Source organism: Euzebya sp., from assembly GCF_964222135.1.
Classification (GTDB): domain Bacteria; phylum Actinomycetota; class Nitriliruptoria; order Euzebyales; family Euzebyaceae; genus Euzebya.
The window spans coordinates 1-23,887 of the sequence record NZ_CAXQBR010000024.1 but is presented as its reverse complement, the minus strand read 5'-3'; the positions used below and the strand labels follow the sequence as shown (position 1 = coordinate 23,887).

Genomic DNA, 23,887 nt, shown 5'->3' with positions numbered 1-23,887 from the left:
GCGCGAGGATCGCGCCGAACCTCGCCGTCAGGCGAGGGAGGCCCCGATCGCGCCGACGGTCGCGCGCTCATCGGCCGGCCCGCACCTCCCCGCCGACGCGGACCAGGGCCTTCCAGAAGTCCGGGAACGTCTTGGCGACGCAGCCGGGCTGGTCGACCACGACGCCGGGCAGGCGGGTGCCGATCGCCGCGAACGCCATGGCCAGGCGGTGGTCGTGGTAGGTGTCGAGCACCGCGTGGCCCGTCGCGCCGGTGCCGTCGACGACCAGCCCGTCGGGCCGCTCCTCGACGTCGGCGCCGACCTTCCGCAGCTCGGTGGCGAGGGCGGCGATCCGGTCGGTCTCGTGGCCGCGCGCGACGGCCACGCCGGTGATCGTCGTCGGCCCCTCGGCCAGAGCCGCGAGGGCGGCGACGGTCGTCACCTGGTCCGGCATCCGCGACAGGTCCACGACGCCGGCGGGCACCGGGCGGTCCGGGCCGGTCACGGTCACGTGGTCGCCCTCCGCGGCCAGGGTCGCCCCGAACGCGGCGAGCACGTCGACGACGTCGGCGTCGGGCTGGATCGTGTCGGTGACGTTGGCGACCGTGACCGTCCCGCCGGACGCGACTGCGAGCGCGAAGAGGTGCGCGGCGGCGGACGCGTCGTACTCGACGGTCAGGTCGCACGGCCGGTAGCCGACCCCGGCGGTGACCCGCCACGCCGACGGGCCGACCGTCGCCACCTCGGCACCCCAGGCGTCCATCGCGGCGACGGTCAGCTCGACGTAGGCGGCCGCGTGGCCACCGGTGGCGGAGACCTGCACGTCGGCGGCGGCGTAGGGGGCGGCCATGAGCACGGCCGAGGCGTACTGGCTTGACCCGGTGACGTCGATGAGGACCTCGCCGCCGTCGAGGCCGCCGCCGACGGTCACCGGCGGGAACCCGTCGGCGTCGACCGCGGTGGCGCCGAGCGTCCGCAGCGCCTCGGTCAGCGGGCCGATCGGACGGCGCCGGAGCGGCGCCTCGCCGGTCAGGGTGACCTGACCATCAGCCAGTGAACCGATGGCGGTGCCGAACCGGATCGTCGTGCCCGACAGGCGGCAGTCGAGGGCGTGCGGCACGGGGCTGATCCGCCCGCCGGTCCCGGCGATCTGCCAGCGGTGGGCGTCACCATCGGGGTCGCCGACCGGCCGGACGGCGGCGCCCAGCCCCTCGATGAGGTCGCGCATCGCGGCGGAGTCGTCACTGATCAGGGGACGGCGCAGCACCGACGTGCCGTCGGCCAAGGCCGCCATCACCAGCAGCCTGTTGGTGACGCTCTTCGACGCGGGGGCGACGACCGCTCCGCGGAGCGGGCCGGTGGGCACGACCTCGAACGCGTCGGGGATCCTCATCGACGGCTCCTCACGGCATCCGCTCCACGACGGTGTACCCGCGCTGGGCCAGCGCGTCGCCAGCCGTGGTCGCGGCATCGGTGCCGTTGACCGCCAGGCGCATGGTCCCGCCGCGCCCGTCGGGGGCGTGCTCGATGCCGAGGTCCTCGATGTTCACGCCCAGCTCGGACACCGTGGTGGTGATCTCGGCGATCGCGCCGGGTCGGTCCGGGATGGGGATGCGCAGCTCGACGAGCTGCCCGGTCGCGGTCTCCTTGCCCGGCAGCGACCGGCGGGCCTCCCTCGCGTCGGTCAGCAGCTGGGTCAGGCGGGCCTCGTCGCCCTCGAACAGCATCATGCGCAGCTGGCCGATCCGGGCGGCGTACTCGTCGAGGACCGCGACGATGGCCTCGCGGTTCTCCCGGCAGATGTCGAGCCACATCTGCGGGTTCGAGGCGGCCACGCGGGTGGCGTCCCGGAACCCGCCACCGGCGAGGAGCAGCAGGCGGGCGTCCTGGCGGCGGGCGCGCTCGGCCGCGAGGCTCATCAGCGTCGTCGCGGTCAGCTGCGGCAGGTGGCTGACGATGGCGACCAGCGTGTCGTGGGCTGCGGTGTCGACGATGACGACCCGCGCGCCGATGGCGGTCAGCAGCCCGTTGAGCAGCTGGACGGCGTCGGCGTCGGTCCGCGGCGTCGGCGTCAGCAGCCAGGTGGCGCCCACGAACATGTCCTTGGCCGCGTGCGCCGCGCCGTGCTCGTGGGACCCGGCCATCGGGTGCCCGCCGACCACCCGCACCCCCGGCGGCACGGCCGCCTCCATCGCGGCGACCACGTCGGCCTTCACGCTGCCGACGTCGGTCAGGACCGTGCCGTCGCGCAGGTGCGGGGCGATCTCCCGGGCCACCGACGGGATGGCCGACGGCGGGGCGGCGAGCACGACGACGTCGGCGTCGGCGACCGCGTCGGCGGCATCGGCGGCCACGTGGTCGACCGCACCGCGGTGCAGGGCGGTGTCCAGCCCGACCGCGTCGGTGTCGTAGCCGATCACCTCGGCGACGGTCGCGACCTCGCGCAGGCTCATGCCGAGCGACGCGCCGATCAGCCCCGTGCCGAGGATCGCGACGCGCAGGCCGGCCTCCCGGCCGGCGGGGATGAGGGAGGTCATGACGCGGGATCCGGCGGGGTCGGCTCGTCGGGGGCGCTGCCCATGCCGACGGCGGCGGAGAGCTCGCGGATCTCCTTGCCGTTCAGCGGGCGGACCTTGGACGGCTTGATGTCGCCGAGGTGGATAGGGCCGACGCGGGTGCGGACCAGGGCCTCGAGCTCGAGGCCGACGGCGGCGATCATCCGCCGCACCTCACGCTTGCGGCCCTCGGTCAGGACCAGCTCGATCAGCGAGCGGGTCTGGTCGGCGACCTTCAGGTCGGCCCGCTTCGCCCGGGCCGGCCCGTCCTCGAGCTCGACGCCCTGGGTCAGCGCCCGCAGCGCCCGCTTCGGCACCGGCCCGCGGATCTGGGCCATGTAGGTCTTCGGGACCTCGTAGCGGGGGTGGGCGACCCGGTTCGCCAGCTCGCCGTCGTTGGTCAGCAGGATCAGCCCGGAGGTGTCCTGGTCGAGCCGGCCGATGGGGAACACCCGCGGCGTGGGCGGGACCAGGTCCATCACGGTCGGGCGGCCCTCGGGGTCGTTCGCGGTGGTGACCACGCCGATCGGCTTGTTGAGCAGGAGGTAGACGAGATCGGTGTTCGTGTGGATCCGCTCGCCGTCGACGGCGATCACGTCGCTCGCGGGATCGGCTCGGTCCCCCAGCGTGGCGACCGTGCCGTTGACGGTGACCCGCCCCTCGGCGATCAGGCCCTCCGAGACTCTGCGGCTGCCCTGGCCGGCGGCGGCGAGGACCTTCTGCAGACGCTCACGTGCCATCGTCGTCACCCCCGTCGGGGGCACCGTCCGCGGTCTCGTCCGCCCACGGGTCGTCGAGCAGCGCGCTCAGCCTTGCGCCGGGCTTCGGCGTCGGCTTGGCGAGCACCTCCTCGATCTCCGCGTCGAGCTCGGCGTCGTCCTCGGCCAGCATGTCGAGCTCCTTGCGGGCCGCCTTGTAGCCACCGGGTCGCGGCTCCGGCGGCGGCGGACCGGTGGGGCTGAGGTCGGGCAGCGCCGGCAGCTCGTCCAGGCCGTCGACCCCGAGCTTCTCGAGGAACGCGCTGGTCGTCCCGTACAGCAGCGGCTGGCCGGGGGTCTCCTCCCGCCCGACCTCCTCCACCAGGCCGCGGCTGACCAGGTTGCGCACGCCGGCGTCGGCGTCGACGCCGCGGATCTCCGAGATCGCCGCCCGGGTGACCGGCTGCTTGTAGGCGATGATCGCCAGCGTCTCGAGCGCGGCCTGGCTGAGCCGCCCGGACCGGCCGTGGAGGACGAAGCGCTCCACGTAGGCGGCGGCGCCGGGGTCGGTGTACATGCGCCAGCCGCCGCCGACGCGCCGCAGGACGAACCCCCGGCCCTGCTCGACGTACTCGGTCGCGAGCGCCAGCAGCCCGTCCTCCACCTCGTCGGCGGCGACCTCGAGGACCTGGGCGAGGGTCTCCACGTCCACGGGCTCGTCGACCACCAGCAGGATGGCTTCGAGCGCCTTGCGCAGCTCGGGCTGCAGGCGGAGCTCGGTCGACCCGGTGGCATCGCTCACGGCTGCTCCACCTCGACGTCGCCGTCGCCAGACGCGTCGTCCGACGCGTCGCCAGACGCGTCGTCCGCAGCCATGCCCTCGTAGGCGTCGAGCAGGAACGACGTGGGGGTCAGGTCGGCGCCCTCCGGCGTCCAGGTGACCGACAGGGCCCCGAAGTTCGACGGCTGCGCGAGGTCGACGTGATCGAGCTTGTACAGCTCGAGGCAGGCGAGGAAGTGCACGACCACCTCGGCCACGTGGCGGCAGCCGGCGGTCAGCTCCTCGAACGTCAGCGGCCCCTCGGACCGGGAGAGCTCGTCGAGGATCATCCCGGCGGCCTCGCGGACCGTCATCCGGACCGGCTGGATGTGGGACAGGTCGATCGCGCCGCTCGGCTGGTCGGCGAAGGCACGCGCAGCCAGCCGGGCCAGCGCCTCCGGGGTGATGCCGAGCGACGCCTCGGGCCGCAACCGCGCGAACTGCGGCTCCATCGCAACCTCGCGGGGGACGTAGCCGTCGAGCGCCTCGAGCCGCTCACGCAGGTGCGCCGCGGCCTCGCGGAACACCCGGTAGTCGAGGAGCCGGGCGTACAGGAGGTCCCTCGCCTCGAGGGCCAGCTCGTCGAGCTCGGGATCCTCGTCGGTCGGCAGCAGCCGGGCGGCCTTCAGCTCGATCAGGGTGGCGGCGACGACCAGGAACTCCGTCGTCACCTCGAGGTCCAGCTCCTCGAGCTGACCGAGCACCGCCAGGTAGTCGTCGGTGATCTCCGCGATCGAGACCTCGTAGATGTCGACCTTCCGCCGCGCGATCAGGTGCAGCAGCAGGTCGAAGGGGCCCTCGAAGGCCGAGACGGAGACGTGGTAGGTGGCCGGCATCGCTCCCCGGCAGTCTATCGGCGCCCCCCGCCCGGCCCCGGGACCGCGCACGCCGGCGAGGCGCCGGCCCTAGATCACCTCGAGGACCGTCGGTGCCGGCTGCCCCTCGGGACCGACCACGATCAGCTCACCCAGCCGGGCCACGGCGGCGTCGGCGTCGGCGTCGGTCCGGGCGTGGACGCGGGCGAGGGGCTGCCCGGGCTCGACGTCGTCCCCCTCCCCCACCAGGAGGTCGACGCCGACCGCCGGATCGACCTCGTCCCCGGAGTGCTGGCGCCCGGCCCCGAGCCCCATGGACACCAGGCCGATGGCCCGGGCGGGGATGCGGCTGACGCACCCCTCCCCCGGGGCCGGCACGTCGACGACGACCGGCGCGGCGGGCAGGACCTCCCGCGGGCGCTCGCACACCGCCGGATCGCCACCCTGCGCGGCGATCATCGCCTGGAGGGACGCGAGGGCCGACCCGTCCTCCCACAGCCGGGTGACCGTCGCCCGGGCGTCGTCGACGTCGCTGCCGGTGGCCTCGGACAGCGCCAGCGAGGCGAGGGTCAGGCACACGTCGGCGAACCGCCCGGACGGGGGCACCTGCAGGGTCTCGACGACCTCGGCGACCTCCAGCGCGTTCCCGATCCCGCGGCCGAGCGGGGTGTCCATCGACGACACGATCGCGCGCGTCCGCCGGCCGGCGTCGGCGCCGATCTGGGTGCACAGGTCCGCGAGGCCCCGGGCCGCCTCGAGGGTCTGCATGAACGCCCCGTCGCCCACCTTCACGTCGAGGACGATGGTCCCCGCGCCGCTCGCGAGCTTCTTCGACATCACCGACGACGCCACCAGCGCGTCGGACGGGACGGTGCCGGTCACGTCCCGCAGCCCGTACAGCGCCTTGTCGGCCGGCACCAGGTCGGCGGTCTGGGCCGCGACGACGCAGCCGACGTCCTCAGCGATCGCCATGATCCGCTCCTGCGGGAGGCTGACGGTCAGGCCGGGGATGGACTCGAGCTTGTCGAGCGTCCCACCGGTGTGGCCGAGCCCGCGGCCGCTGAGCTTGACGACCTGCGCGCCGGCGGCGGCCAGGACCGGGGCGACCACCAGCGTCGTGCCGTCACCCACGCCGCCGGTCGAGTGCTTGTCGACCGTCGGACCCCGCAGGCCGGACAGGTCGAGCTGGTCGCCGGACTCGAGCAGGACGGTCGTCAGGCTCAGCGCCTCTGCGCGGGAGAACCCCCGGAGCAGCCCCGCCATCAGGAAGGCCGCCATCTGGCCCTCCTGGACCCGGCCGTCACCGGCCAGGTAGGCGGTGACGAACCAGCGGTACTCGTCCAGCTCGAGCGCGCCGCCGTCGCGCTTGCGCTCGATCAGCTCGACGGGGTTCGGGCCTCGGGCCACGTGTGCCTCCTGGGTGGTGCGGGGTTCGCCCGGACGCGGGTCAACCGGAGGTCCGGCCGGCGGCGGGTGCGACATCGAAGTCTGCCCGAGGGTGCGCCTGGTCGTACAACGCCCGCAGCCGGGCCTGGCTCGTGTGGGTGTACACCTGGGTGGTGTTGACGCTCGCGTGGCCGAGGAGCTCCTGGACCACGCGGAGGTCGGCGCCCCCCTCGACCAGGTGGGTCGCGAAGGAGTGGCGCAGCGTGTGCGGGCTGACCGCGTCGCCGAGACCGGCCGCGTCCGCGTGCCGCTTGACGATCTTCCACCCCCCCTGCCGGGTCAGCCGGCCCCCGCGGGCGTTGCAGAACAGCATCGGGCCGCGGGGCTCGAGGGCCGGTCGCCCGTCGGACAGCCAGCGGCGCAGCGCGCCGGCGGCCATGCGGCCGAGCGGGACGACCCGCTCCCGCGATCCCTTCCCGACGCAGCGCACGGTCAGGTCGATGAGGTCGACGTCGTCGACGTCGAGGCCGATGAGCTCGGAGATCCGCAGCCCGGCGGAGTACAGCAGCTCGAGCATCGCGGTGTCCCGCTGGTGGGCCGGCGTCGACCCCTCCGCCTGGCGGAGCAGCTGGTCGACCTGGGCCTGGCTCAGCGTGTCAGGTAGCGAGCGGCCCGGCCGCGGGGCGGCCAGCTCGGTCGAGGTGTCGACGTCGACGACGCCGTCGCGCACCAGGTGGCGGTGCAACCCGCGGACGGCCACGAGGGTCCGCGCGATCGACGACTTCGCATAGGGGCGTCCCCGTGCGGTCCGCTGCCCCCGCAGCCACGCCGCGAAGGCCGCCACCTGCTCGGCATCCGCATCGACGGGGGACGCCAGGCCGATGGCCTCGAGGTACGTGCCGTACAGGTTCAGGTCGCGGCGGTAGGCCGCGAGGCTGTGGTCGCTGAGGCCCCGCTCGACCGCGAGGTGGTCGAGGTAGGCCTCGGCGTGGAGGGGAAGGGCCACAGGCGGCAGTGTAGCGCAGCTGTTGACATAACCGTCGCCTGGGAGGGGTGGGTCAGCGACGTCGGCGGTCGGCCACGGCGAGCAGCCCGATCACGGTCTTCGAGTCGACGATCTCACCGGCGTGGACCATGGCCACCGCCTCGTCGAGGGGGATGCGGACCACCTCCATGTCCGCCTCCTCGTGGGTCAGGTCGAAGTCGTCGGGACGGGGCTCGGCGGACAGGCCGGTGGCCAGGTAGACCGTCGTCTGCTCGGTCGTCCAGCCGGCGGAGTTGGTGAAGGTGACCAGGGTCTCGAGGTCCGCGGCCGCAAGCTCGACCTCCTCGGCCAGCTCACGGCGCATCGCGGCCGCCGGGTCCTCCCCGTCGACGTCGAGCTTCCCCGCGGGGATCTCGAGGTAGTGGCGTCCGAAGGCGTGGCGGTACTGGCGCACCAGGACGACCCGGTCATCGGCGTCGAGGGGCACCGCGCCCACCGCCGACAGGTGCTCGGCGATCTCCCGCTCGGTCACGTCGCCGTCGGGCATGCGGATGCGGTCGCGCCGGATGGTCGTGAACGACGACCGGAAGACGGTCTCGGATCCCACCAGGTCGAACCCGTCGGGGAGGGGCCCCACCGATGAGCTCGCGGGGCCGGTGCCGTCTGACGTGTCGTCTGACCAGGTGCCGTCTGACATGGTGCGAACGTCTCCTCCACGCCGTCGTCTGCCGTGATCGGGAAGCCTAGGGTGATCCCCGGAGTTGTCCCCGATGTTGGCCGATCGGCCTGTTCCCGGCCTCACCAGGGAGCCATGATCTCCTCATGACCCACCCCGACCCCCACCGCGGGCAGCGAACCCTCAGCCGGTGGGTCGGGCTCGCGCTGCGCCGCACGGTCGTCACCGTCGTGGGCGCGGTCGTGCTGGCCGCCGGCATCGTCATGATCCTGACGCCCGGACCCGGCCTGGTCGGGATCATCGCCGGCCTCGCCATCCTCGGCACGGAGTACGACTGGGCCGCCCGCGCGCGGGACGCGGCCCGACGCCGGTCGAAGGCGGCGTACGCGCAGGCGCGCTCGAAGGTCCAGCAGCGTCGTGACCGGCGCGCCGGCGACGGCACCCCGCGGGGGACGGGTCTCAGCTGAGGGCGTGCTGGGGCAGACGCCCCTGGCGTGCCAGCCGCCGCTCCAGCGCGGCGCCGACGAAGTCCCGGAAGAGGGGATGCGGGCGGTTCGGGCGCGACTTGAATTCCGGGTGGGCCTGGGTCGCGACGAACCACGGGTGGTCGGCCAGCTCGACCATCTCCACGAGGCGCTCGTCGGGCGACATGCCGGAGATCCGCATCCCGGCGCTCTCGAGGCGCGACCGGTAGCGGTTCGACACCTCGTAGCGGTGGCGGTGCCGCTCGTAGACGAACGGCTCGTCGTAGGCCTCCGCCCCCCGGGTCCCGGGGACCAGCCGGCACGGGTAGACCCCGAGCCGCATGGTGCCGCCCAGGTCGGTCACGTCGCGCTGGTCGGCCATCAGGTCGATCACCGGATCGGGGGTGTCGGGGTCGAACTCCGCGGAGTGGGCCTCCGGCAGGTTCAACACGTTGCGGGCGAACTCGATGACCGCGGTCTGCAGGCCGAGGCAGATGCCGAGGTACGGCATGAGCCGCTCGCGGGCGTACCGGCCGGCGTTGATCTTGCCCTCGACGCCACGGACCCCGAAGCCGCCGGGGATGAGGACGCCGTCGACGTCGCTGAGCTGCTCCTCGGCGACGCCTCGACGGGCCAGGTCGTCGGACTGGACCCACTTGATGTCGACCGACACCTCGTGGTGGATGCCGGCGTGGTCGAGGGACTCGACGACCGACAGGTAGGCGTCGGGGAGGGACACGTACTTGCCGACCAGCGCGATGGTCACGGTCTCGCGCGGGTTCTCGAGGCGGCGGACCATCGCGTCCCACTCGGCCATGTCGGGCTCGACGACCGGGTCGAGGCGCAGGCGGTTGACGACGAAGCGGTCCAACCCCTCCTCCGCCAGCACCTGGGGCACCGCGTAGATCGAGTGGGCGTCGTGGCAGCTGACGACGCCCTCGAGGTCGATGTCGGACATCATCGCGATCTTGCGCTTGAGCTCGAGCGGGATCGGCCGGTCGGCGCGGCAGACCAGCGCGTCCGGCTGGATCCCGATCGACCGCAGCTCGCGGACCGAGTGCTGGGCGGGCTTGGTCTTCAGCTCCTTGGTCGGTCCGATGAAGGGGACCAGCGCGCAGTGCACGTAGCAGATGTTCTCGCGGCCGACGTCGTAGCGGATCTGGCGGATCGCCTCGAGGAACGGCAGGCCCTCGATGTCGCCGACCGTGCCGCCGACCTCGCTGATGACGACGTCGATGTCGTCGGTGGCCGCCTCGAGGATCCGCTTCTTGATCTCGTTGGTGATGTGGGGGACGACCTGGACGGTCTCACCCATGTAGTCGCCCTTGCGCTCCTTGGCGATCACCGTCGAGTAGATCTGGCCGGTCGACACGCTCGCCTCGCGGGGGAGCTGGACGTCGATGAACCGCTCGTAGTGGCCGAGGTCGAGGTCGGTCTCACCGCCGTCGTGGGTGACGAAGACCTCGCCGTGCTGGAACGGGTTCATGGTCCCGGGGTCCACGTTCACGTAGGGGTCCAGCTTCTGCATGGTCACCCGCAGGCCCCTGGCCGTCAGCAGGCGTCCGAGCGAGGCCGCGGTGATCCCCTTGCCGAGCGAGGACGACACACCCCCGGTGACCAGGATGTGCTTTGCCATGGGGCCTCCTCGTTGACCGTGCGCGACCGCTGGGACGCGCTGATCTGATCGGGTGGGCCTCTGGCGTGTGCGGCCTGGGCCAACGTAGCAGCCGGTCCGCGGCGGGGACACGACCCCCCACCGTCCGACGGGCCGGATCAGCTGGGGGCGCCGGCGTCGACGCCGACCGCGGGCTGGACGTGGACCAGCGCCGCCGGCAGCGACAACGGGTTCGCCGGCCCCTCGATGCTGGCCTGGGCGCGGAGGAGGCCGAGCTCGGTGCGCCCGACGGTCACCTCGTCCCCGGCGGAGACGAAGGGCGTCTCGATGCCGCGGACGACGACGTGGAGGTCGCTGCGGTCGCGGGGCTGGAGGACGAGGCGCCACGCCTGGGTGCCCTGCGCGGTCTCGTAGCTCGTGACGGACGCGACGGTGCCCTGGACGGGGGCGCGCAACGCCGTGCCGGGAGCGGCGAGGACCGCTGCCATGCCGGTGGCGGGGCGGACGCCGGAGATCGGCTCGTCGACGGTGTACTCCGCGGGGCCAGACAGTGCCCGATCGGCGGTGTACCCGGCGGGGTTCGCGTTCTCGGTCATCGTCCCGACGGGCGCGAGGGGCAGGGCCGCCGCGATGTCGGCCTCCCTGAACACGATCCCCCCGGCGCCCTGCGCCGGCAGGTGCAGCGCGACGTCCTGGACCGCGGCGAAGGCCGGTGGGGCCTCGATCAGGCTGGCGGCCGACCCCCCGCCGGGCACCAGGGCGAGGCTGCCGGTGTCGACCATCTGCTGACCGGCTGCGAGCTCGGCTTCGAGGACCGGGTCGACCTCCGGGGTCGACAGGGTGACCGCGGACATCGCCGACGTCTGGCCGCCGACGACGGCACCGAGGATCCACAGCAGGACGATGACCACCGCGGCGGCGGCGCCGATGAGACGTGGCAGGCCCACCACCTCGACCGCGCCGGGCAGCCGACGGCGGCGGCGCCGCGTCCGCGCGGGCCCGGACGTCGGACGGGGCGTCGGGCGCGGGGTGGGACGACGTCGGCGACGACGGGGAGACGCGCCGTCGGACGTGCCGAGGCGACCCAGCGTGCTGAAGTCTGTGGTGGAGGTCAACGTTCCTCGAGGGACGTGCGTGACCGGGCGTGCACGAGATACGCCATCCGGTCACGCCTGCTCAGGACGGGAGAACGGTACCAACGCGCACCGCTGCGCTGTCCCAGGCCACCCCGGACGGCCGGACAGGTCCAGGCCCCTGGACGTGCAGGGGTTCTGGGGGTTCAGCCCCGCGCCGCGCTGGCCAGCAGCTCGCGGGCGTGGGAGAGCGCGGCGTCGCTCTCGGTGGCGCCGGACAGCATGCGGGACAGCTCGACGGCCCGGTCCTCGTCGGACAGGCGGTCCACCCGCGTCACGGTGGTGTCGCCCTGGGCGGCCTTCGTCACCACGAAGTGCGCGTCGGCGAAGGCGGCGAGCTGCGCCAGGTGGGTCACGCACAGGACCTGGCGGCCCTCGGCCAGGCGGGCCAGCTTCCGCCCGACCGCGAGCGCCGTCTCGCCGCCGATGCCGGCGTCGACCTCGTCGAACACCATGACGGGCGTGTCGTCGGCGTCGGCCAGGGCGACCTTGACAGCCAGGGCGACGCGGCTGCGCTCACCGCCGCTGGCCGCCCGCCCGAGCGCCAGCGGCGGCTGGCCCCGGTTCGCCGCCAGGAGGAACTCCACACGATCGGCGCCGTCGGGACCCGGCGACGCGTCCTCGACGGCGATCGTGGTCCTCGCGTCCGGCATGGACAGCTCGGCCAGGTGCCCGTCCACGATCCGCGCCAGCGCCGCCGCGGCGGTGCGGCGCGCCGCGGTCAGGGCCGCGCCGGCACCGGTGACCGCCTCCTCGCCCGCCTCCGCCTCCGCGCGCAGGCGGGCGAGGCGCTCGTCGCCGCCGTCGACCAGGGCCAACCGGTCCGAGGCCTGGGCCAGGTGGGCGATGACGTCACCGGTCGTGGGGCCGTACTTGCGCAACAGCCCACCGATGGCGGCGCGGCGTCCGAGCGCGCGGTCCAGGGACTCGGGGTCCGCGTCGAGCCCCTCGGCGTAGGCGTCGAGCTCGAACGCGACGTCCTGCGCCTCGGCCAGGGCCCCCTCGAGCCGTGCGAGCGGCTCGGCGAGCTGCGGGTCGTGGTCGACGACGTCGCGGACGGCGGCCACGGCGGCGCCGAGCGCGTCGCGTGCCCCGTCGTCACCGGTCAGCGCAGCGGTCGCGACGACCGCCGCCCGGCGGAGCGACTCCGCGTGCTCGAGGCGGCCGATCTCGGCGTCGAGGGCGTCCTCCTCCCCCTCCGCGGGGTCGACCGCAGCGATCTCGTCGACCTCGGCCCGCAGGTGGTCGGCCATGCTGGCGTCGTCACGCGACGACCGCTCGGCCTGGTCGAGGACCCGGACGGCCTCGCGCCAGGCGGCGTACGCCGCGTCGTACGCCGCGCGGGCGGTCGCGACCGCCGTCCCGCCGAACCGGTCGAGGAGCCGGCGTTGGAGGGACGGATCCGCCAGCCGGACCGATTCGTGCTGGGAGTGGATCTCGACCACCGGTTCGAGGACCTCCGACAGGGTCGCCACGGGGGCGAGCCGACCGGCGATGCGGGCGCGGGAGCGGCCGGCCGCGGTGGCGTCGTCGCCGCGGGCGCCGACCTCACGGGTGACGAGCAGCTCGCCGTCCTCGGGATCGACCCAGTCGCCCGCGGACCGCGGGACGCCGTCGAAGCGGGCCTGGACCACGGCGGCCCGCTCGCCCGCGCGGACCTTGTCCCTGTCCGCCCGGGCGCCGAGCAGCCACTGCAGGCCGGTGACCACCATGGTCTTGCCCGCGCCGGTCTCGCCCGTCAGGACGTTGAGGCCGGGGGCGAGGGAGAGAGCGATCTCGTCGATGATCCCGAGCCCGGCGATCTCGAGGTCGGTCAGCACCGGCGGCGGTCGGTCCGCCGTGGTCGGCACCACGCTCACCGGTCCTGGACGAGCCCGTCGAGGAGCGCCGCGACGGTCCGGGCCGCGTCGTCCGGGCGGATGCTGCCGACGAGCACGACCTCGTCGGCCAGGGCGTCGACGAGCACCCGTAGGGTCGTGGCGATCGCCGGGGAGGGCAGGTCGAGGTCGGCCACGTCCGGGGAGTCGCGCAGGGTGTCGACGAGCTCGGTGAGCGCGGCATCCCACTCGACGTCGATGCGCCGCTGGACCTCCGCCACCTCGGGATCGGTCAGGGCCAGCCGCAACCAGGTGCGTCGGAGCCACGGGACGCGACGTCGATCGCTGATGACGGACCCGACGATCTGCTCCGCGACCGAGGCGATGTCGCTGCCGGCGGTCAGCTCGGCGCTGATCGTCTCGAGCGTGGGCGCGATCGCCGTCTCGTGGCGGCCGGCGACCATCAGGAACGCCTGGGTCTTGTTCGTGAAGTAGTTGTAGAAGGTGCCGGTCCCGAACCCCGCGTCGGCGGCGATGTCGTCAGCGGTCACGTGCTCGAAGCCGGGCTCGGCGAAGAGCCGCTCGGCCGACGCCATGAGGGCGGTCTGCTTCCGGCGGCTGCGCTCCTGCTTGGGCTCACGCGGGAGCGTGACGCCGGCGGTCACTCGGGAACGTCTCATGTCGCGTCCCCCAATCTACGCAGGGGGGCTGACGTGGTGCGGGTGGTGGTGCACAGGCGCGTCAGCCGTCCCGCAGTCGGCGGCCGGCGGCGACCGCTCCGGCGATGACGGCCTCCGCGTCGGCAGCGGCCCGACCGCGGCGCAGGTGGAGGAAGAACTCCACGTTGCCCGCGGGCCCGGGCGCCGGTGACGGCACCGCCCCGACCAGGTCGAGGCCCAGGTCGGCGGCGACGGCGACGACGCCGGCCATCGCGTCGGACCAGACCTGGGGGTCTCGGACCACGCCCCCCTTGCCGACCCGCGCCGGGCCGGCCTCGAACTGGGGCTTCACCATGGGCAGCAGGTCGGCATCGGGGGCGGCGGCGCGCACCAGGGCCGGGAGGACCTTCTGCAGCGAGATGAAGGACAGGTCGGCGACGACCACGGAGGGGCTGCGGCCGGCCAGGTCCGCCGCCGTGAGCTCCCGCACGTTGGTGCGCTCGAGCAGGGTGACGCGCTCGTCGGTGCGGAGGGCCCACGCGAGCTGCCCGTACGCGACGTCGACGGCGACGACGTGCGCCGCGCCGCGGCGGAGGAGGACGTCGGTGAACCCGCCGTGGGCAGCCCCGGCGTCGAGGGCGACCCGACCGGCGGGGTCCACGTCGAGGGCGTCGAGGGCCCCGGCCAGCTTGAGCCCGCCTCGGCTGGCGTAGCGGGGGCCGGTGCTGACCACCTCCACCGGGTCGTCGGGGGTGATCTGGGTGGCGGGCTTGGGTGCGGGCACGCCGCCGACGCGCACCTCACCGGCGGCGATCATCGCCTGGGCGGCGCTCCGCGAGGGTGCGAGGCCCCGGCGGACGACCTCCGCGTCGAGGCGGGCTCGCCGTCCGGCCACGTCGCGCCGGCTACCGGGCGGGCGGGATGCTGCGCGCCAGCTCGTCGAGCTCGCGGACGATGACGTCGAGGGACCGTCCGAGCGCCTCCACGTGCTCGGCCACCGGCCTCGCGTGGAGGTCGCTGACCGCGGACCGGACGTCCTCGAGCGGATCGGTGCCGTGCACGGTCAGCTCTCGTCGCCGCGGTCAGGGGAGCCGGAGGCCCCGGCGCCGGAGTCCGACGAGGCGCTCGAGCCCTGCCCGCTCGACGACGGCGGCATGGCCGTCTTCTTGGCGGGGCTGGCCTTCTTGGCCGTGCTCGTCTTCTTGGCCGTGCTGGCCTTCTTCGCCGTGCTCGTCTTCTTCGCCGTGCTGGTCTTCTTCGCCGTGCTGGTCTTCTTCGCAGCCGCGGCGGTCGTCTTGGCAGCGGTCGACTTCGCGGATGACGCCGTCTTCGCCGTCGCCTTCTTCGCGCCCGTCGACTTCTTGGCCGCCGTCGACTTCTTGGCCGCGGCGGCGGTGGTCTTGGCAGCCGTGGACTTCGCCGTGGACGCGGTGTCGGCGCTGCCGCTCGCGGCGGCGGGCGGCGCAGCAGATGACGCCGACTCGGCGGTCGCCGCGGCGGCGGTGGCGGTGACCGACCGCGTGCTGGCCTTCTTGGTCGCCTTCTTCGTCGCCGCCTTCTTGGTGGCCTTCTTCGCCGCAGTCTTCTTCGCCGCGGACCGCTTCGTCGCCTTCTTGGTGGCATTCTTCGCGGTGGCCTTCTTGACCGGGGCGGGCGCGTCCTCCGACCCCTCGTCGTCCCCGCCGCGGAGGCGCTCGAGCAGGCTGATGCGGCTCTCCAGCGCCTCGATCGCGCTGGTGCGCACGACGTCGACGCCGGCGAGGGCGCGCTCGACCTCCTTCGACACGATCTCCTGGATCGCCTTGCGGTTGCGGTCGACCTGCCCGATCAGCGCCTCGACCATGTTCTCGCTGGCGTTGGCCGCGATCTCGCCCCTCGAGACCAGGGCCTTGACCGCATCCTCTGCCTTGCGTCGCGGCACCTCGGCCAGGCCGCTGGCCATGTCGAGGTACTTCCTCCAAGCGGGTTCCACTGGTTCGACTCCGGTTCGCTCGCGGACGGTCGACTGCTGCCGACGTGGGCTGTGGGGTGCAGGATAACGCCCTGATGGCGTGCGAACGGCTGACCGTCCGTCGGGGGCCCCCCGGCGCGCGGCAGCCGTGGGACGCCTGACGTGCGGCTCCTCCCCTTCCGCGCGCTGCGGTACGACTCGGCGGTCGCTGGCCCGCCGGAGGAGACCTCGGCGCCGCCCTACGACGCGTTCGACCCCCTGCAGTACCTCCAGCACCGGACCGCGAACCCCTACACGGTGCTCGAGCTCCAGGCGGGTGAGGCCGACGGCGGACCCGGCGGGTTCCAGGCCGCGCGGGCGACCCTCGCCCGCTGGCGCCGCACCGGCGTGCTGGTCGAGGACGCGCAGCCCGCGCTCTACCTCTACGAGGAGCACGAGCTGCGCCGCGGGGTCCCGACCGTGCAGCGCGGCATCGTCGGGGCCGTCGACCTCACCGAGATCGAGCGGGGACGCCTGCTGCTCCACGAGCACGTCGACGACGCCCGGACGGCGCTGCGCGCCGAGCGCATGCGGCAGGTGCCGGTCGACCTGACGCCCGTCGTCGCCCTCCACATGGCCCCCGGCGTGCCGGACCTGGGCGCGACCACGGCAGGGCGCCCCCCGGTCGCGGCGTTCACCGACGAGGCGAACGTCGACCACCGGCTGTGGCGGATCGACGAGCCGGCCCTCGTGTCGTCGATCACGGCCGCGCACGCCGACGTCACCGCGGTGCTCGCCGACGGCCACCACCGCGTCGCCGCGGCCCGGCAGCTGGCCGCAGAGGCCGGCGCCCGGTGGGGACGCGTGACCGTGTGGCTCGTCGACGCCCGGGCCCACGGTCCGGAGCTCCGCGCCGTCCACCGCCTGGTGCCCGGCACGCCGCCCACCGGACCCGACGGCACGCCGCGGATCCCGGGCTTCCGTGCGCTCGCCTGGCGGGACGGGGTGGTCGAGCTCGAGCGGGCGATCGGCGAGATGCCCGGCGTCGCCTTCGGGGTGGTGACGCCCGATGGCCGGTGGGTGCTGCGTGCCGACGACCCGCGACGCCTGCGCACGAGTGCGGCGCCGGACCAGCCCAGCCTCCAGCAGCTCGACGCACAGGTCGCGGCGACCCACGTCCTGCCCCTGATCGCACCCGAGACAGCCGCGCGAGCGGTGTTCGACGCCGGGGAGGCGGCGGACGAGGTCGCGCGGTCCTCCGCCGCGACGCTCCTGCTGCTGGCGCCCCCCACCGCGCAGCAGGTGCTGGACGTCGCGGCGTCCGGGTTGCGGATGCCCGCCAAGACCACGTGGTTCCGCCCGAAGCCGCGCGCGGGGCTCGTCATGCGCGCCCTCGACGCGCAGGCGTGATCCGGGACTGGCGCCCGACCCGCTGCGGTACGTTGCGCGCCGGATGAGCGACGAGACGCCCGCACCCGAGACCACCGGTCGGCCGACGCCCGGCCGGGCGGTCCCGACGGGCCGTGCCGCACGCGGCCGTCGGGCCAGCGATCGGTTCGGCCGGTGGCCCGAGAGCGCGCTGCCCAGCCCCGCCCAGCTCGTCGGTCTCATCGTCGTGCTGGTGCTGACCTACGCCACGGTGATCGTCATCCGGTCGTTGCGGTCGGTGCTGGTGATGCTGCTCGTGTCGCTGTTCATCGCCTTCGCCGTCGAGCCGGCCGTCCAGTGGCTGGGACGGCACGGCTGGCGCCGGGGTCCCGCGACCGCCGTCGTGTTCCTCGGTGCGATCCTCGCGCTGGTGGCGAGCTTCGGCTCGATCATCCCGCTGCTGGTCGACCAGGTCAGCGACCTGCTGCGGACCATCCCGCGGTCGGTGGACGAGCTGAACTCCCTCCTCAGCCGGATCCCCTACGTGGACCTCCAGCTCGACCCGGACGCGAACCTGAACCAGGAGCTCATCCGCATCGGCCGCGAGCTGAGCAGCGGCGGGATCGCCCAGTTCGCGACCGGCAACGTGCTGGGCGCCGCGGGGAGCGTCGTCGGCATCGGCGCCACGGCCCTGGGGGTGATCTTCCAGGGCCTCACGGTGCTGCTGGTGTCGTTCTACATGGTGGCGGACGGGCCGCGGTTCCGCGCCGCGCTGGCTCGCCCCCTCCCCCCGCACCGGCAGCGCGAGATGCTGGCGATCTGGGAGATCGCCGTGGCCAAGACCGGCGGGTACATCTACTCACGGGTGCTGATCGCCGCCGTGGCCGCGACCGTGACGGCCGTCTTCCTGCTGGTCATCGGCGTCCCCTACCCCCTCCCCCTCGGCCTCTGGGTGGGGGTGACCGGGGCGTTCGTCCCCGTCGTCGGGACCTACCTCGGCGGGGTCCTCATCGTCATCGTGGCCCTGATCCACGACCCGATCCTCGCGATCTGGGTGCTGATCTTCCTGGCCGTCTACCAGCAGATCGAGAACTACCTGATCGCCCCCCGCCTGCAGGCGGCGACGATGGACATCCACCCCGCCGTGGCGTTCGTCAGCGTGATCATCGGCGCCACCCTCCTCGGCGCCGTCGGGGCGCTGCTCGCCCTGCCTGCGACCGCGATCATCCAGGCCGTCTCGTCGACCTACATGCAGCGGCACGCGCTGATCGACGAGCTCAGCGAGATCTCCGACCAGCTCCACGCGGACGACGACCACCCCGCCCGCGACCCACGCACCCCCGACCTGCAGAGGTGACCCCCCGGATGCCCACCGCAGACGACCACCCGCACGACGTCCGCCCCTCCCCCGCCGAGGACCTGGACGGCGGCGTCATCGCACTCGACACGCTGACCGCCGGGATGACGAAGGTCACCGCCGGGTACCTGCTGACGGCGCCGCGGCCGACCCTGGTCGAGTGCGGGCCGGCGATCTCGATCGAGTCGGTCATCGCGGGCTTGCGCGAGCTGGGGATGGACCCCGACGACCTCGCCTACCTGGTGCTCAGCCACATCCACCTCGACCACGCCGGCGGGGCCGGCGACATCGCCGCCGCGTTCCCGAACGCGACGATCGTGTGCAGCGACATCGGCGTGCGGCACATGGTCGATCCCGAGCGGTTGAACGCGAGCTCCCGCCGGGTGTACGGCGACCTGTTCGACACCGTGTACGGGGCGTGCACGCCGATCGACGCCGACCGGCTCCTCGGGGTCGACGCCGACCTCGAGCTGGACCTGGGCGGTGGTCGCCGCCTCGAGCTGTTCGCCGCGCCCGGCCACGCCAAGCACCACATCGGCGTGTTCGACCCGGACTCCGGCGACCTCTTCGTGGGCGACTCGGTCGGGGTCAAGATGCCGGGCATGGACGTCATCCGTCCGGCGACCCCTCCACCGGACTTCGACTTCGTCCTGGCCGAGCGCACCCTCCAGCGCTACCGCGACCTCGGGCCCGCACGCGTGCACCTCGCCCACTACGGGCCCGTCGACCCTCCGCACGAGGCGCTCGTCGAGGCGAGCGATCGCCTCGCGGAGTGGGTTCGGGTCGCCGACCGGGCCTGGTCGGAGGACGCCGACCTCGACCACGTGGTGGAGACGCTCGGCCGCCGCTTCGCCGACGAGGTGCAGGCCGTGCCCGGCGACCCCGACGCGGAGGGACGGGTGGAGCTCCTGAGCGGCATCCGGTCCAACGCGATGGGGTTGACCCGCTACTTCGACCTGCGCGACCAGGGACGCGTCGAGCCGGAGGCCTAGCCCCCGTCCGCGCCCCTACTCCTCCGAGCCGCCGAGCGCGGCGAGGCGTTCGGCCGCGTCGAGGAAGTCCTCCTCGACGGTGAGGACGGCATCGAAGTACTCCCGTGCGCGCTGGGTGTCCCCCATCCGCTCGGCGATGTCGCCGGCGGCGTACCAGGTGCGCCCGTGGGGGGTGCCGAGCTCGGCCGGCAGCGGCGCACGGTCGAGGGTCGCGAGCGCGCCCTCGTAATCGCCCCCGTCGGCGCGGATCGCCGCCTGGACGATCACCGCCTCGACGACGCGGTCGACCGGCACCTTGCCGGCCTGGTGGGCGGCCAGCATCTCATCGACCAGCTCGAGCACCCGGTCGGTCCTGCCGACCGCGCGCGCTGAGTCGGCGAGCAGGTGGTTCTGGTCCGCCCGCCCCGACATGCGCCGGTACGCGAGCAGCTCGCGCTGGGCCTCCTCGAACTGCCCGGACAGGTAGTAGGCGACGCCGAGCCCCTCCCGGATCGACGTGCTCCGCGGCGCCCGGCTGCTGGCCCACGCCAGCAGCTCCACCGCGCGATCGAGGTCGCCGTCCTCGATGGCCTCGCCCGCGGCCCCGACCGCCGCGGCGACGTCGTCGACCTCGTCCTGCCGGGTGGTCCGCCGGATGTCGCGGTACACCCCGCCGGGGAGCTGGGGCCGCTCGGTCGGCAGCGTCGGCTTGGGGACGCGGCGCTTCTGCCCGCCCCCCGGCGTGCGAGGGGGTGGGGCCTTGCCCGACAGGCTCCGCCGCGCCGGCGGCTCGCGCCGGGCGGGCGCGTCCCGCCGCGGATCTCGGTCACGGCCGCCTGAGGGACCGCGGCCGCCGCGACCGGCGCGGTCCGGCTTGGGCGTGTGGGGCATGGCGCAACCGCCTTCGAGGTCGAAAACAACAACAGCCGCTCTACACGAAGGTAGAGCGGCTGTTTGTGGTGGTCCGCGACGTCCTACTCTCCCACGCAGTCTCCCGCGCAGTACCATCGGCGCTGGAGGGCTTAACTTCCGGGTTCGGAATGTGACCGGGTGTACCCCCTCCGCAATGACCACGGAACTCTATGGAGTTCTTGTTTGCGTTCTCTGATGAACGACATAGCGAGCGCGAGCATCACGACAAGTGATCGGCTAATTAGTACCGGTCAGCTGCAGACATTACTGCCCTTCCACATCCGGCCTATCAACCCAGTCGTCTACTGGGAGCCTAAGAGAAACCTCATCTTGAAGCAGGCTTCGCGCTTAGATGCTTTCAGCGCTTATCCCTTCCGCACGTAGCCAACCGGCCATGCCCTTGGCAGGACAACCGGCACACTAGAGGTGCGTCCACCCCGGTCCTCTCGTACTAGGGGCAGCTCTTCTCAAGTTTCTTACGCGCGCAGCGGATAGGGACCGAACTGTCTCACGACGTTCTAAACCCAGCTCGCGTGCCGCTTTAATGGGCGAACAGCCCAACCCTTGGGACCTGCTCCAGCCCCAGGATGCGACGAGCCGACATCGAGGTGCCAAACCTTTCCGTCGATATGGACTCTTGGGAAAGATAAGCCTGTTATCCCCGGGGTACCTTTTAGCCGTTGAGCGCCATCTCTCCCACTTGAAGATGGCGGATCACTAGGTCCTGCTTTCGCAACTGCTTGACCTGTCAGTCTCGCAGTAAAGCTCCCTTGTGCCCTTACACTCGAAGGCCGATTACCGACCGGCCTGAGGGAACCTTTGAGCGCCTCCGTTACTGTTTAGGAGGCAACCGCCCCAGTTAAACTGCCCACCAGACGATGTCCCTGATCCAGATGATGGATCGAGGTTAGAAGCCCAATGCTACCAGGGTGGTATTCCAAGGTCGGCTCCACGAGCACTAGCGTGCCCGCTTCAAAGCCTCCCACCTATCCTGCACAGATAGCACCGAACTCCAACATCAAGTTGCAGTAAAGGTCCCGGGGTCTTTCCGTCCTGCTGCGCGAAACGAGCATCTTTACTCGTATTGCAATTTCACCGAGTCTCTAGTGGAGACAGTGCTCAAGTCGTTACGCCATTCGTGCAGGTCGGAACTTACCCGACAAGGAATTTCGCTACCTTAGGACCGTTATAGTTACGGCCGCCGTTTACTGGCGCTTAGATTCAAGGCTTCGCCGAAGCTAACCTCTCCTCGTAACGTTCCAGCACCGGGCAGGCGTCAGTACATATACGTCGCCTTACGGCTTAGCATGCACCTGTGTTTTTAGTAAACAGTCGCTTGAGCCTAGTCACTGCGGCCTGCTCTCGCAGGCACCCCTTCTCCCGAAGTTACGGGGCCATTTTGCCGAGTTCCTTCACTAGAGTTCTCTCGATCGCCTCGGTATTCTCTACCTGTCCACCTGAGTTGGTTTGGGGTACGGGCAGCCTGTGACCTCACTAGATGCTTTTCTTGGCAGCATGGTATTTCGCACTTCCCCTTTCCGGGTCGGCGTCGTGTTTCAGCCTTGTGCAGCCCGGATTTGCCTGGTCTGCAGCCTACGCACTTACCCGGGCACTACCATCGGCCCGGATGCGATAACCTCCTGCGTCACACCATCGTTCAAACGGTCATAAGCTGGTACAGGAATATCAACCTGTTGCCCATCGACTACGCCTCTCGGCCTCGCCTTAGGTCCCGACTTACCCTGGGCGGATGAACCTTCCCCAGGAACCCTTGGACATTCGGCGGAGGGGTTCCTCCCCCCTCTTTCGTTACTCATGCCGGCATTCGCACTTGAGAACGCTCCACGGTCGGTCACCCTTCCGCTTCTCAGCAGACTCAACGCTCCCCTACCCATCTATAAGATGCCGCAGCTTCGGTATCAGGCTTAGCCCCGTTACATTGTCGGCGCAGGACTTCTTGACCAGTGAGCTATTACGCACTCTTTCAAGGGTGGCTGCTTCTAAGCCAACCTCCTGGTTGTCTATGACGTCCCACATCCTTTACCACTTAGCCTGAATTTAGGGACCTTAGCTGGCGATCTGGGTTGTTTCCCTCTCGACTACGGAGCTTATCCCCCGCAGACTCACTGCCGCGCTGTGGCGTACTGGCATTCGGAGTTTGACTGATGTTGGTAAGCTTGTAGGCCCCCGCGACCAATCAGTGCTCTACCTCCAATACGGAACACGCGACGCTGCACCTAAATGCATTTCGGGGAGAACCAGCTATCACGGTGTTTGATTGGCCTTTCACCCCTATCCACAGCTCATCCCCCCAGTTTTCAACCTAGGTGGGTTCGGCCCTCCACGCGGTCTTACCCGCGCTTCAGCCTGGCCATGGATAGATCACACCGCTTCGGGTCTAGGACCAGCTACTCGACGCCCTGTTCAGACTCGCTTTCGCTTCGGCTTCCCGTCGTCCGGTTAACCTCGCAACTGATCGCTAACTCGCCGGCTCATTCTTCAAAAGGCACGCTGTCACCCCGAAGGGCTCCAACTGCTTGTAGGCACGCGGTTTCAGGTACTATTTCACTCCCCTCCCGGGGTACTTTTCACCTTTCCCTCACGGTACTGGTTCGCTATCGGTCGCTAGAGAGTGTTTAGCCTTATGGGGTGGTCCCCACGGATTCACACGGGATTTCACGGGTCCCGCGCTACTTGGGATGACTGACGGGCTGCATGCAGATTTCACCTACGGGCCTGTTACCCTCTGTGGGAGAACTTTCCTGAACTCTTCGGTTATCCGCACGCATCGACCCTGATCACATGACAGTGTGATCTGCCAGGTCCCTCTACCCCTACATGGCAACGGCTGTCACCTTGACACCATGTAGGTTTGGGCTGTACCCCTTTCGCTCGCCACTACTCGGGGCATCACTGTTGTTTTCTCTTCCTCCGGTTACTGAGATGTTTCACTTCACCGGGTTCCCTTCCACTGCCCTATGTGTTCAGGCAGGGATGACGAGGCATGACCCTCGCCAGGTTGTCCTATTCGGCCATCCGCGGATCGAAGCTTGCTTGGCAGCTCCCCGCGGCTTATCGCAGCCTGCAACGGCCTTCATCGGCTTCTAGCGCCTAGGCATCCACCGGGTGCCCTTACTAACTTGCCGAGACGATGCTCGCGCTCGCTATGGAGTTCTCAAAGAACGCGGTTCGCCGTCTACTGGACGCTTTCCTGCTCGTGGTCCTCACGGACCCGCGAACGGGGAGTTCGTCGTCGACGGCTGAGAAGGAGCTTGACCGCAACCTTCAAAGCTACACAGTGTGCCCACTCCTCCGTCCCGACGTGACAGGCCCCGGTCATGACCGAGCGACCACCTTGGCGGTCGCGGTCCCCCCGGGGTGCACGTGGTGCGGTGGGGGTGAGTAGTCAGTGATCCACAGAAGCTCGGACGCGCTGTACGTGCGCGGCTCCTTGTTGAGCCGTGCATCTGATGGCGTCCCTCGCTCCTTAGAAAGGAGGTGATCCAGCCGCACCTTCCGGTACGGCTACCTTGTTACGACTTCGTCCCAATCGCCGATCCCACCTTCGGCAGCTCCCTCCTTGCGGTTGGGCCACTGACTTCGGGTGTTACCGACTTTCATGACGTGACGGGCGGTGTGTACAAGGCCCGGGAACGTATTCACCGCAGCGTTGCTGATCTGCGATTACTAGCGACTCCGACTTCATGGGGTCGAGTTGCAGACCCCAATCCGAACTGAGACCGGCTT

20 protein-coding genes and 3 rRNA genes are annotated in these 23,887 nt (G+C 71.5%); 4 read left to right on the top strand and 19 right to left on the bottom strand.

Annotated features, from left to right (window positions below):
- Nucleotides 1-67: 67 nt before the first annotated feature.
- The 8 genes from aroA to ACEQ2X_RS06445 form a co-directional block, all read right to left on the bottom strand.
- Complete coding sequence (gene aroA / locus ACEQ2X_RS06480) at nt 68-1,372, bottom strand: 3-phosphoshikimate 1-carboxyvinyltransferase (RefSeq protein ID WP_370324975.1); 1,305 nt, start codon at nt 1,370-1,372, stop codon at nt 68-70.
- A 10-nt stretch (nt 1,373-1,382) separates the two neighbouring features.
- Nucleotides 1,383-2,516: a prephenate dehydrogenase/arogenate dehydrogenase family protein gene (locus tag ACEQ2X_RS06475; protein WP_370324974.1), complete on the bottom strand. Its 1,134-nt coding sequence runs from the start codon at nt 2,514-2,516 to the stop codon at nt 1,383-1,385.
- Nucleotides 2,513-3,274, bottom strand: coding sequence for a pseudouridine synthase (locus tag ACEQ2X_RS06470; protein ID WP_370324973.1), 762 nt, complete (start codon nt 3,272-3,274; stop codon nt 2,513-2,515). Before ACEQ2X_RS06470 ends, ACEQ2X_RS06475 begins: the two co-directional genes overlap by 4 nt.
- Complete coding sequence (gene scpB, locus ACEQ2X_RS06465) at nt 3,264-4,034, bottom strand: SMC-Scp complex subunit ScpB (protein ID WP_370324972.1); 771 nt, start codon at nt 4,032-4,034, stop codon at nt 3,264-3,266. The genes ACEQ2X_RS06470 and scpB overlap by 11 nt, the downstream gene beginning before the upstream one ends.
- Entirely contained in the window at nt 4,031-4,888 is an 858-nt protein-coding gene (locus ACEQ2X_RS06460; RefSeq protein ID WP_370324971.1) for a ScpA family protein, read from the bottom strand. Before ACEQ2X_RS06460 ends, scpB begins: the two co-directional genes overlap by 4 nt.
- Nucleotides 4,889-4,957: 69 nt before the next feature.
- Nucleotides 4,958-6,274, bottom strand: a complete 1,317-nt coding sequence (locus ACEQ2X_RS06455; protein ID WP_370324970.1) for a thymidine phosphorylase — start codon at nt 6,272-6,274, stop codon at nt 4,958-4,960.
- A 40-nt stretch (nt 6,275-6,314) separates the two neighbouring features.
- Entirely contained in the window at nt 6,315-7,259 is a 945-nt protein-coding gene (gene xerD, locus ACEQ2X_RS06450; protein ID WP_370324969.1) for a site-specific tyrosine recombinase XerD, read from the bottom strand.
- 52 nt (nt 7,260-7,311) lie between these two features.
- Nucleotides 7,312-7,935: an NUDIX domain-containing protein gene (locus tag ACEQ2X_RS06445; RefSeq protein WP_370324968.1), complete on the bottom strand. Its 624-nt coding sequence runs from the start codon at nt 7,933-7,935 to the stop codon at nt 7,312-7,314.
- Between the two features lie 125 nt (nt 7,936-8,060).
- On the opposite strand from ACEQ2X_RS06445, the gene ACEQ2X_RS06440 reads away from it, so the two are divergent.
- Complete coding sequence (locus ACEQ2X_RS06440; protein ID WP_370324967.1) at nt 8,061-8,381, top strand: PGPGW domain-containing protein; 321 nt, start codon at nt 8,061-8,063, stop codon at nt 8,379-8,381.
- On the opposite strand, the gene ACEQ2X_RS06435 is transcribed toward ACEQ2X_RS06440, so the two are convergent.
- The 7 genes from ACEQ2X_RS06435 to ACEQ2X_RS06405 form a co-directional block, all read right to left on the bottom strand.
- Nucleotides 8,374-10,014: a CTP synthase gene (locus ACEQ2X_RS06435; RefSeq protein WP_370324966.1), complete on the bottom strand. Its 1,641-nt coding sequence runs from the start codon at nt 10,012-10,014 to the stop codon at nt 8,374-8,376. The two genes, ACEQ2X_RS06440 and ACEQ2X_RS06435, sit on opposite strands and share 8 nt — an antisense overlap.
- A gap of 137 nt (nt 10,015-10,151) precedes the next feature.
- Nucleotides 10,152-10,940, bottom strand: coding sequence for a hypothetical protein (locus ACEQ2X_RS06430; RefSeq protein WP_370324965.1), 789 nt, complete (start codon nt 10,938-10,940; stop codon nt 10,152-10,154).
- Nucleotides 10,941-11,272: 332 nt separating this feature from the next.
- Nucleotides 11,273-12,985 (bottom strand): DNA repair protein RecN, encoded by a 1,713-nt coding sequence (gene recN / locus ACEQ2X_RS06425; protein WP_370324964.1) that lies wholly within the window; start codon nt 12,983-12,985, stop codon nt 11,273-11,275.
- The gene (locus ACEQ2X_RS06420; RefSeq protein ID WP_370324963.1) at nt 12,982-13,623 is read right to left on the bottom strand and encodes a TetR/AcrR family transcriptional regulator; all 642 of its coding nucleotides are present in this window, start codon (nt 13,621-13,623) and stop codon (nt 12,982-12,984) included. The genes recN and ACEQ2X_RS06420 overlap by 4 nt, the downstream gene beginning before the upstream one ends.
- A 61-nt stretch (nt 13,624-13,684) precedes the next feature.
- The gene (locus ACEQ2X_RS06415) at nt 13,685-14,497 is read right to left on the bottom strand and encodes a TlyA family RNA methyltransferase (protein ID WP_370324962.1); all 813 of its coding nucleotides are present in this window, start codon (nt 14,495-14,497) and stop codon (nt 13,685-13,687) included.
- A 10-nt stretch (nt 14,498-14,507) separates the two neighbouring features.
- The gene (locus ACEQ2X_RS06410; protein WP_370324961.1) at nt 14,508-14,663 is read right to left on the bottom strand and encodes a hypothetical protein; all 156 of its coding nucleotides are present in this window, start codon (nt 14,661-14,663) and stop codon (nt 14,508-14,510) included.
- 2 nt (nt 14,664-14,665) lie between these two features.
- Nucleotides 14,666-15,544: a phasin family protein gene (locus ACEQ2X_RS06405; protein ID WP_370324960.1), complete on the bottom strand. Its 879-nt coding sequence runs from the start codon at nt 15,542-15,544 to the stop codon at nt 14,666-14,668.
- A gap of 171 nt (nt 15,545-15,715) precedes the next feature.
- Between ACEQ2X_RS06405 and ACEQ2X_RS06400 the strand changes: the two genes are divergently transcribed.
- From ACEQ2X_RS06400 to ACEQ2X_RS06390, 3 genes are read left to right on the top strand one after another with little or no spacing between them, the layout of a single operon-like run.
- Nucleotides 15,716-16,942: a DUF1015 family protein gene (locus ACEQ2X_RS06400; protein WP_370324959.1), complete on the top strand. Its 1,227-nt coding sequence runs from the start codon at nt 15,716-15,718 to the stop codon at nt 16,940-16,942.
- A gap of 43 nt (nt 16,943-16,985) precedes the next feature.
- A complete protein-coding gene (locus ACEQ2X_RS06395) occupies nt 16,986-18,257 on the top strand; it encodes an AI-2E family transporter (protein WP_370324958.1) in 1,272 nt (423 codons plus the stop codon).
- An 8-nt stretch (nt 18,258-18,265) separates the two neighbouring features.
- Nucleotides 18,266-19,249, top strand: a complete 984-nt coding sequence (locus tag ACEQ2X_RS06390; RefSeq protein WP_370324957.1) for an MBL fold metallo-hydrolase — start codon at nt 18,266-18,268, stop codon at nt 19,247-19,249.
- 15 nt (nt 19,250-19,264) lie between these two features.
- On the opposite strand, the gene ACEQ2X_RS06385 is transcribed toward ACEQ2X_RS06390, so the two are convergent.
- The 4 genes from ACEQ2X_RS06385 to ACEQ2X_RS06370 form a co-directional block, all read right to left on the bottom strand.
- Entirely contained in the window at nt 19,265-20,119 is an 855-nt protein-coding gene (locus tag ACEQ2X_RS06385) for a tetratricopeptide repeat protein (protein WP_370324956.1), read from the bottom strand.
- A gap of 70 nt (nt 20,120-20,189) precedes the next feature.
- Nucleotides 20,190-20,306 (bottom strand): 5S ribosomal RNA (gene rrf, locus ACEQ2X_RS06380).
- 55 nt (nt 20,307-20,361) lie between these two features.
- A 23S ribosomal RNA gene (locus tag ACEQ2X_RS06375) occupies nt 20,362-23,286 on the bottom strand.
- 345 nt (nt 23,287-23,631) lie between these two features.
- A 16S ribosomal RNA gene (locus ACEQ2X_RS06370) occupies nt 23,632-23,887 on the bottom strand; the annotation flags it as partial.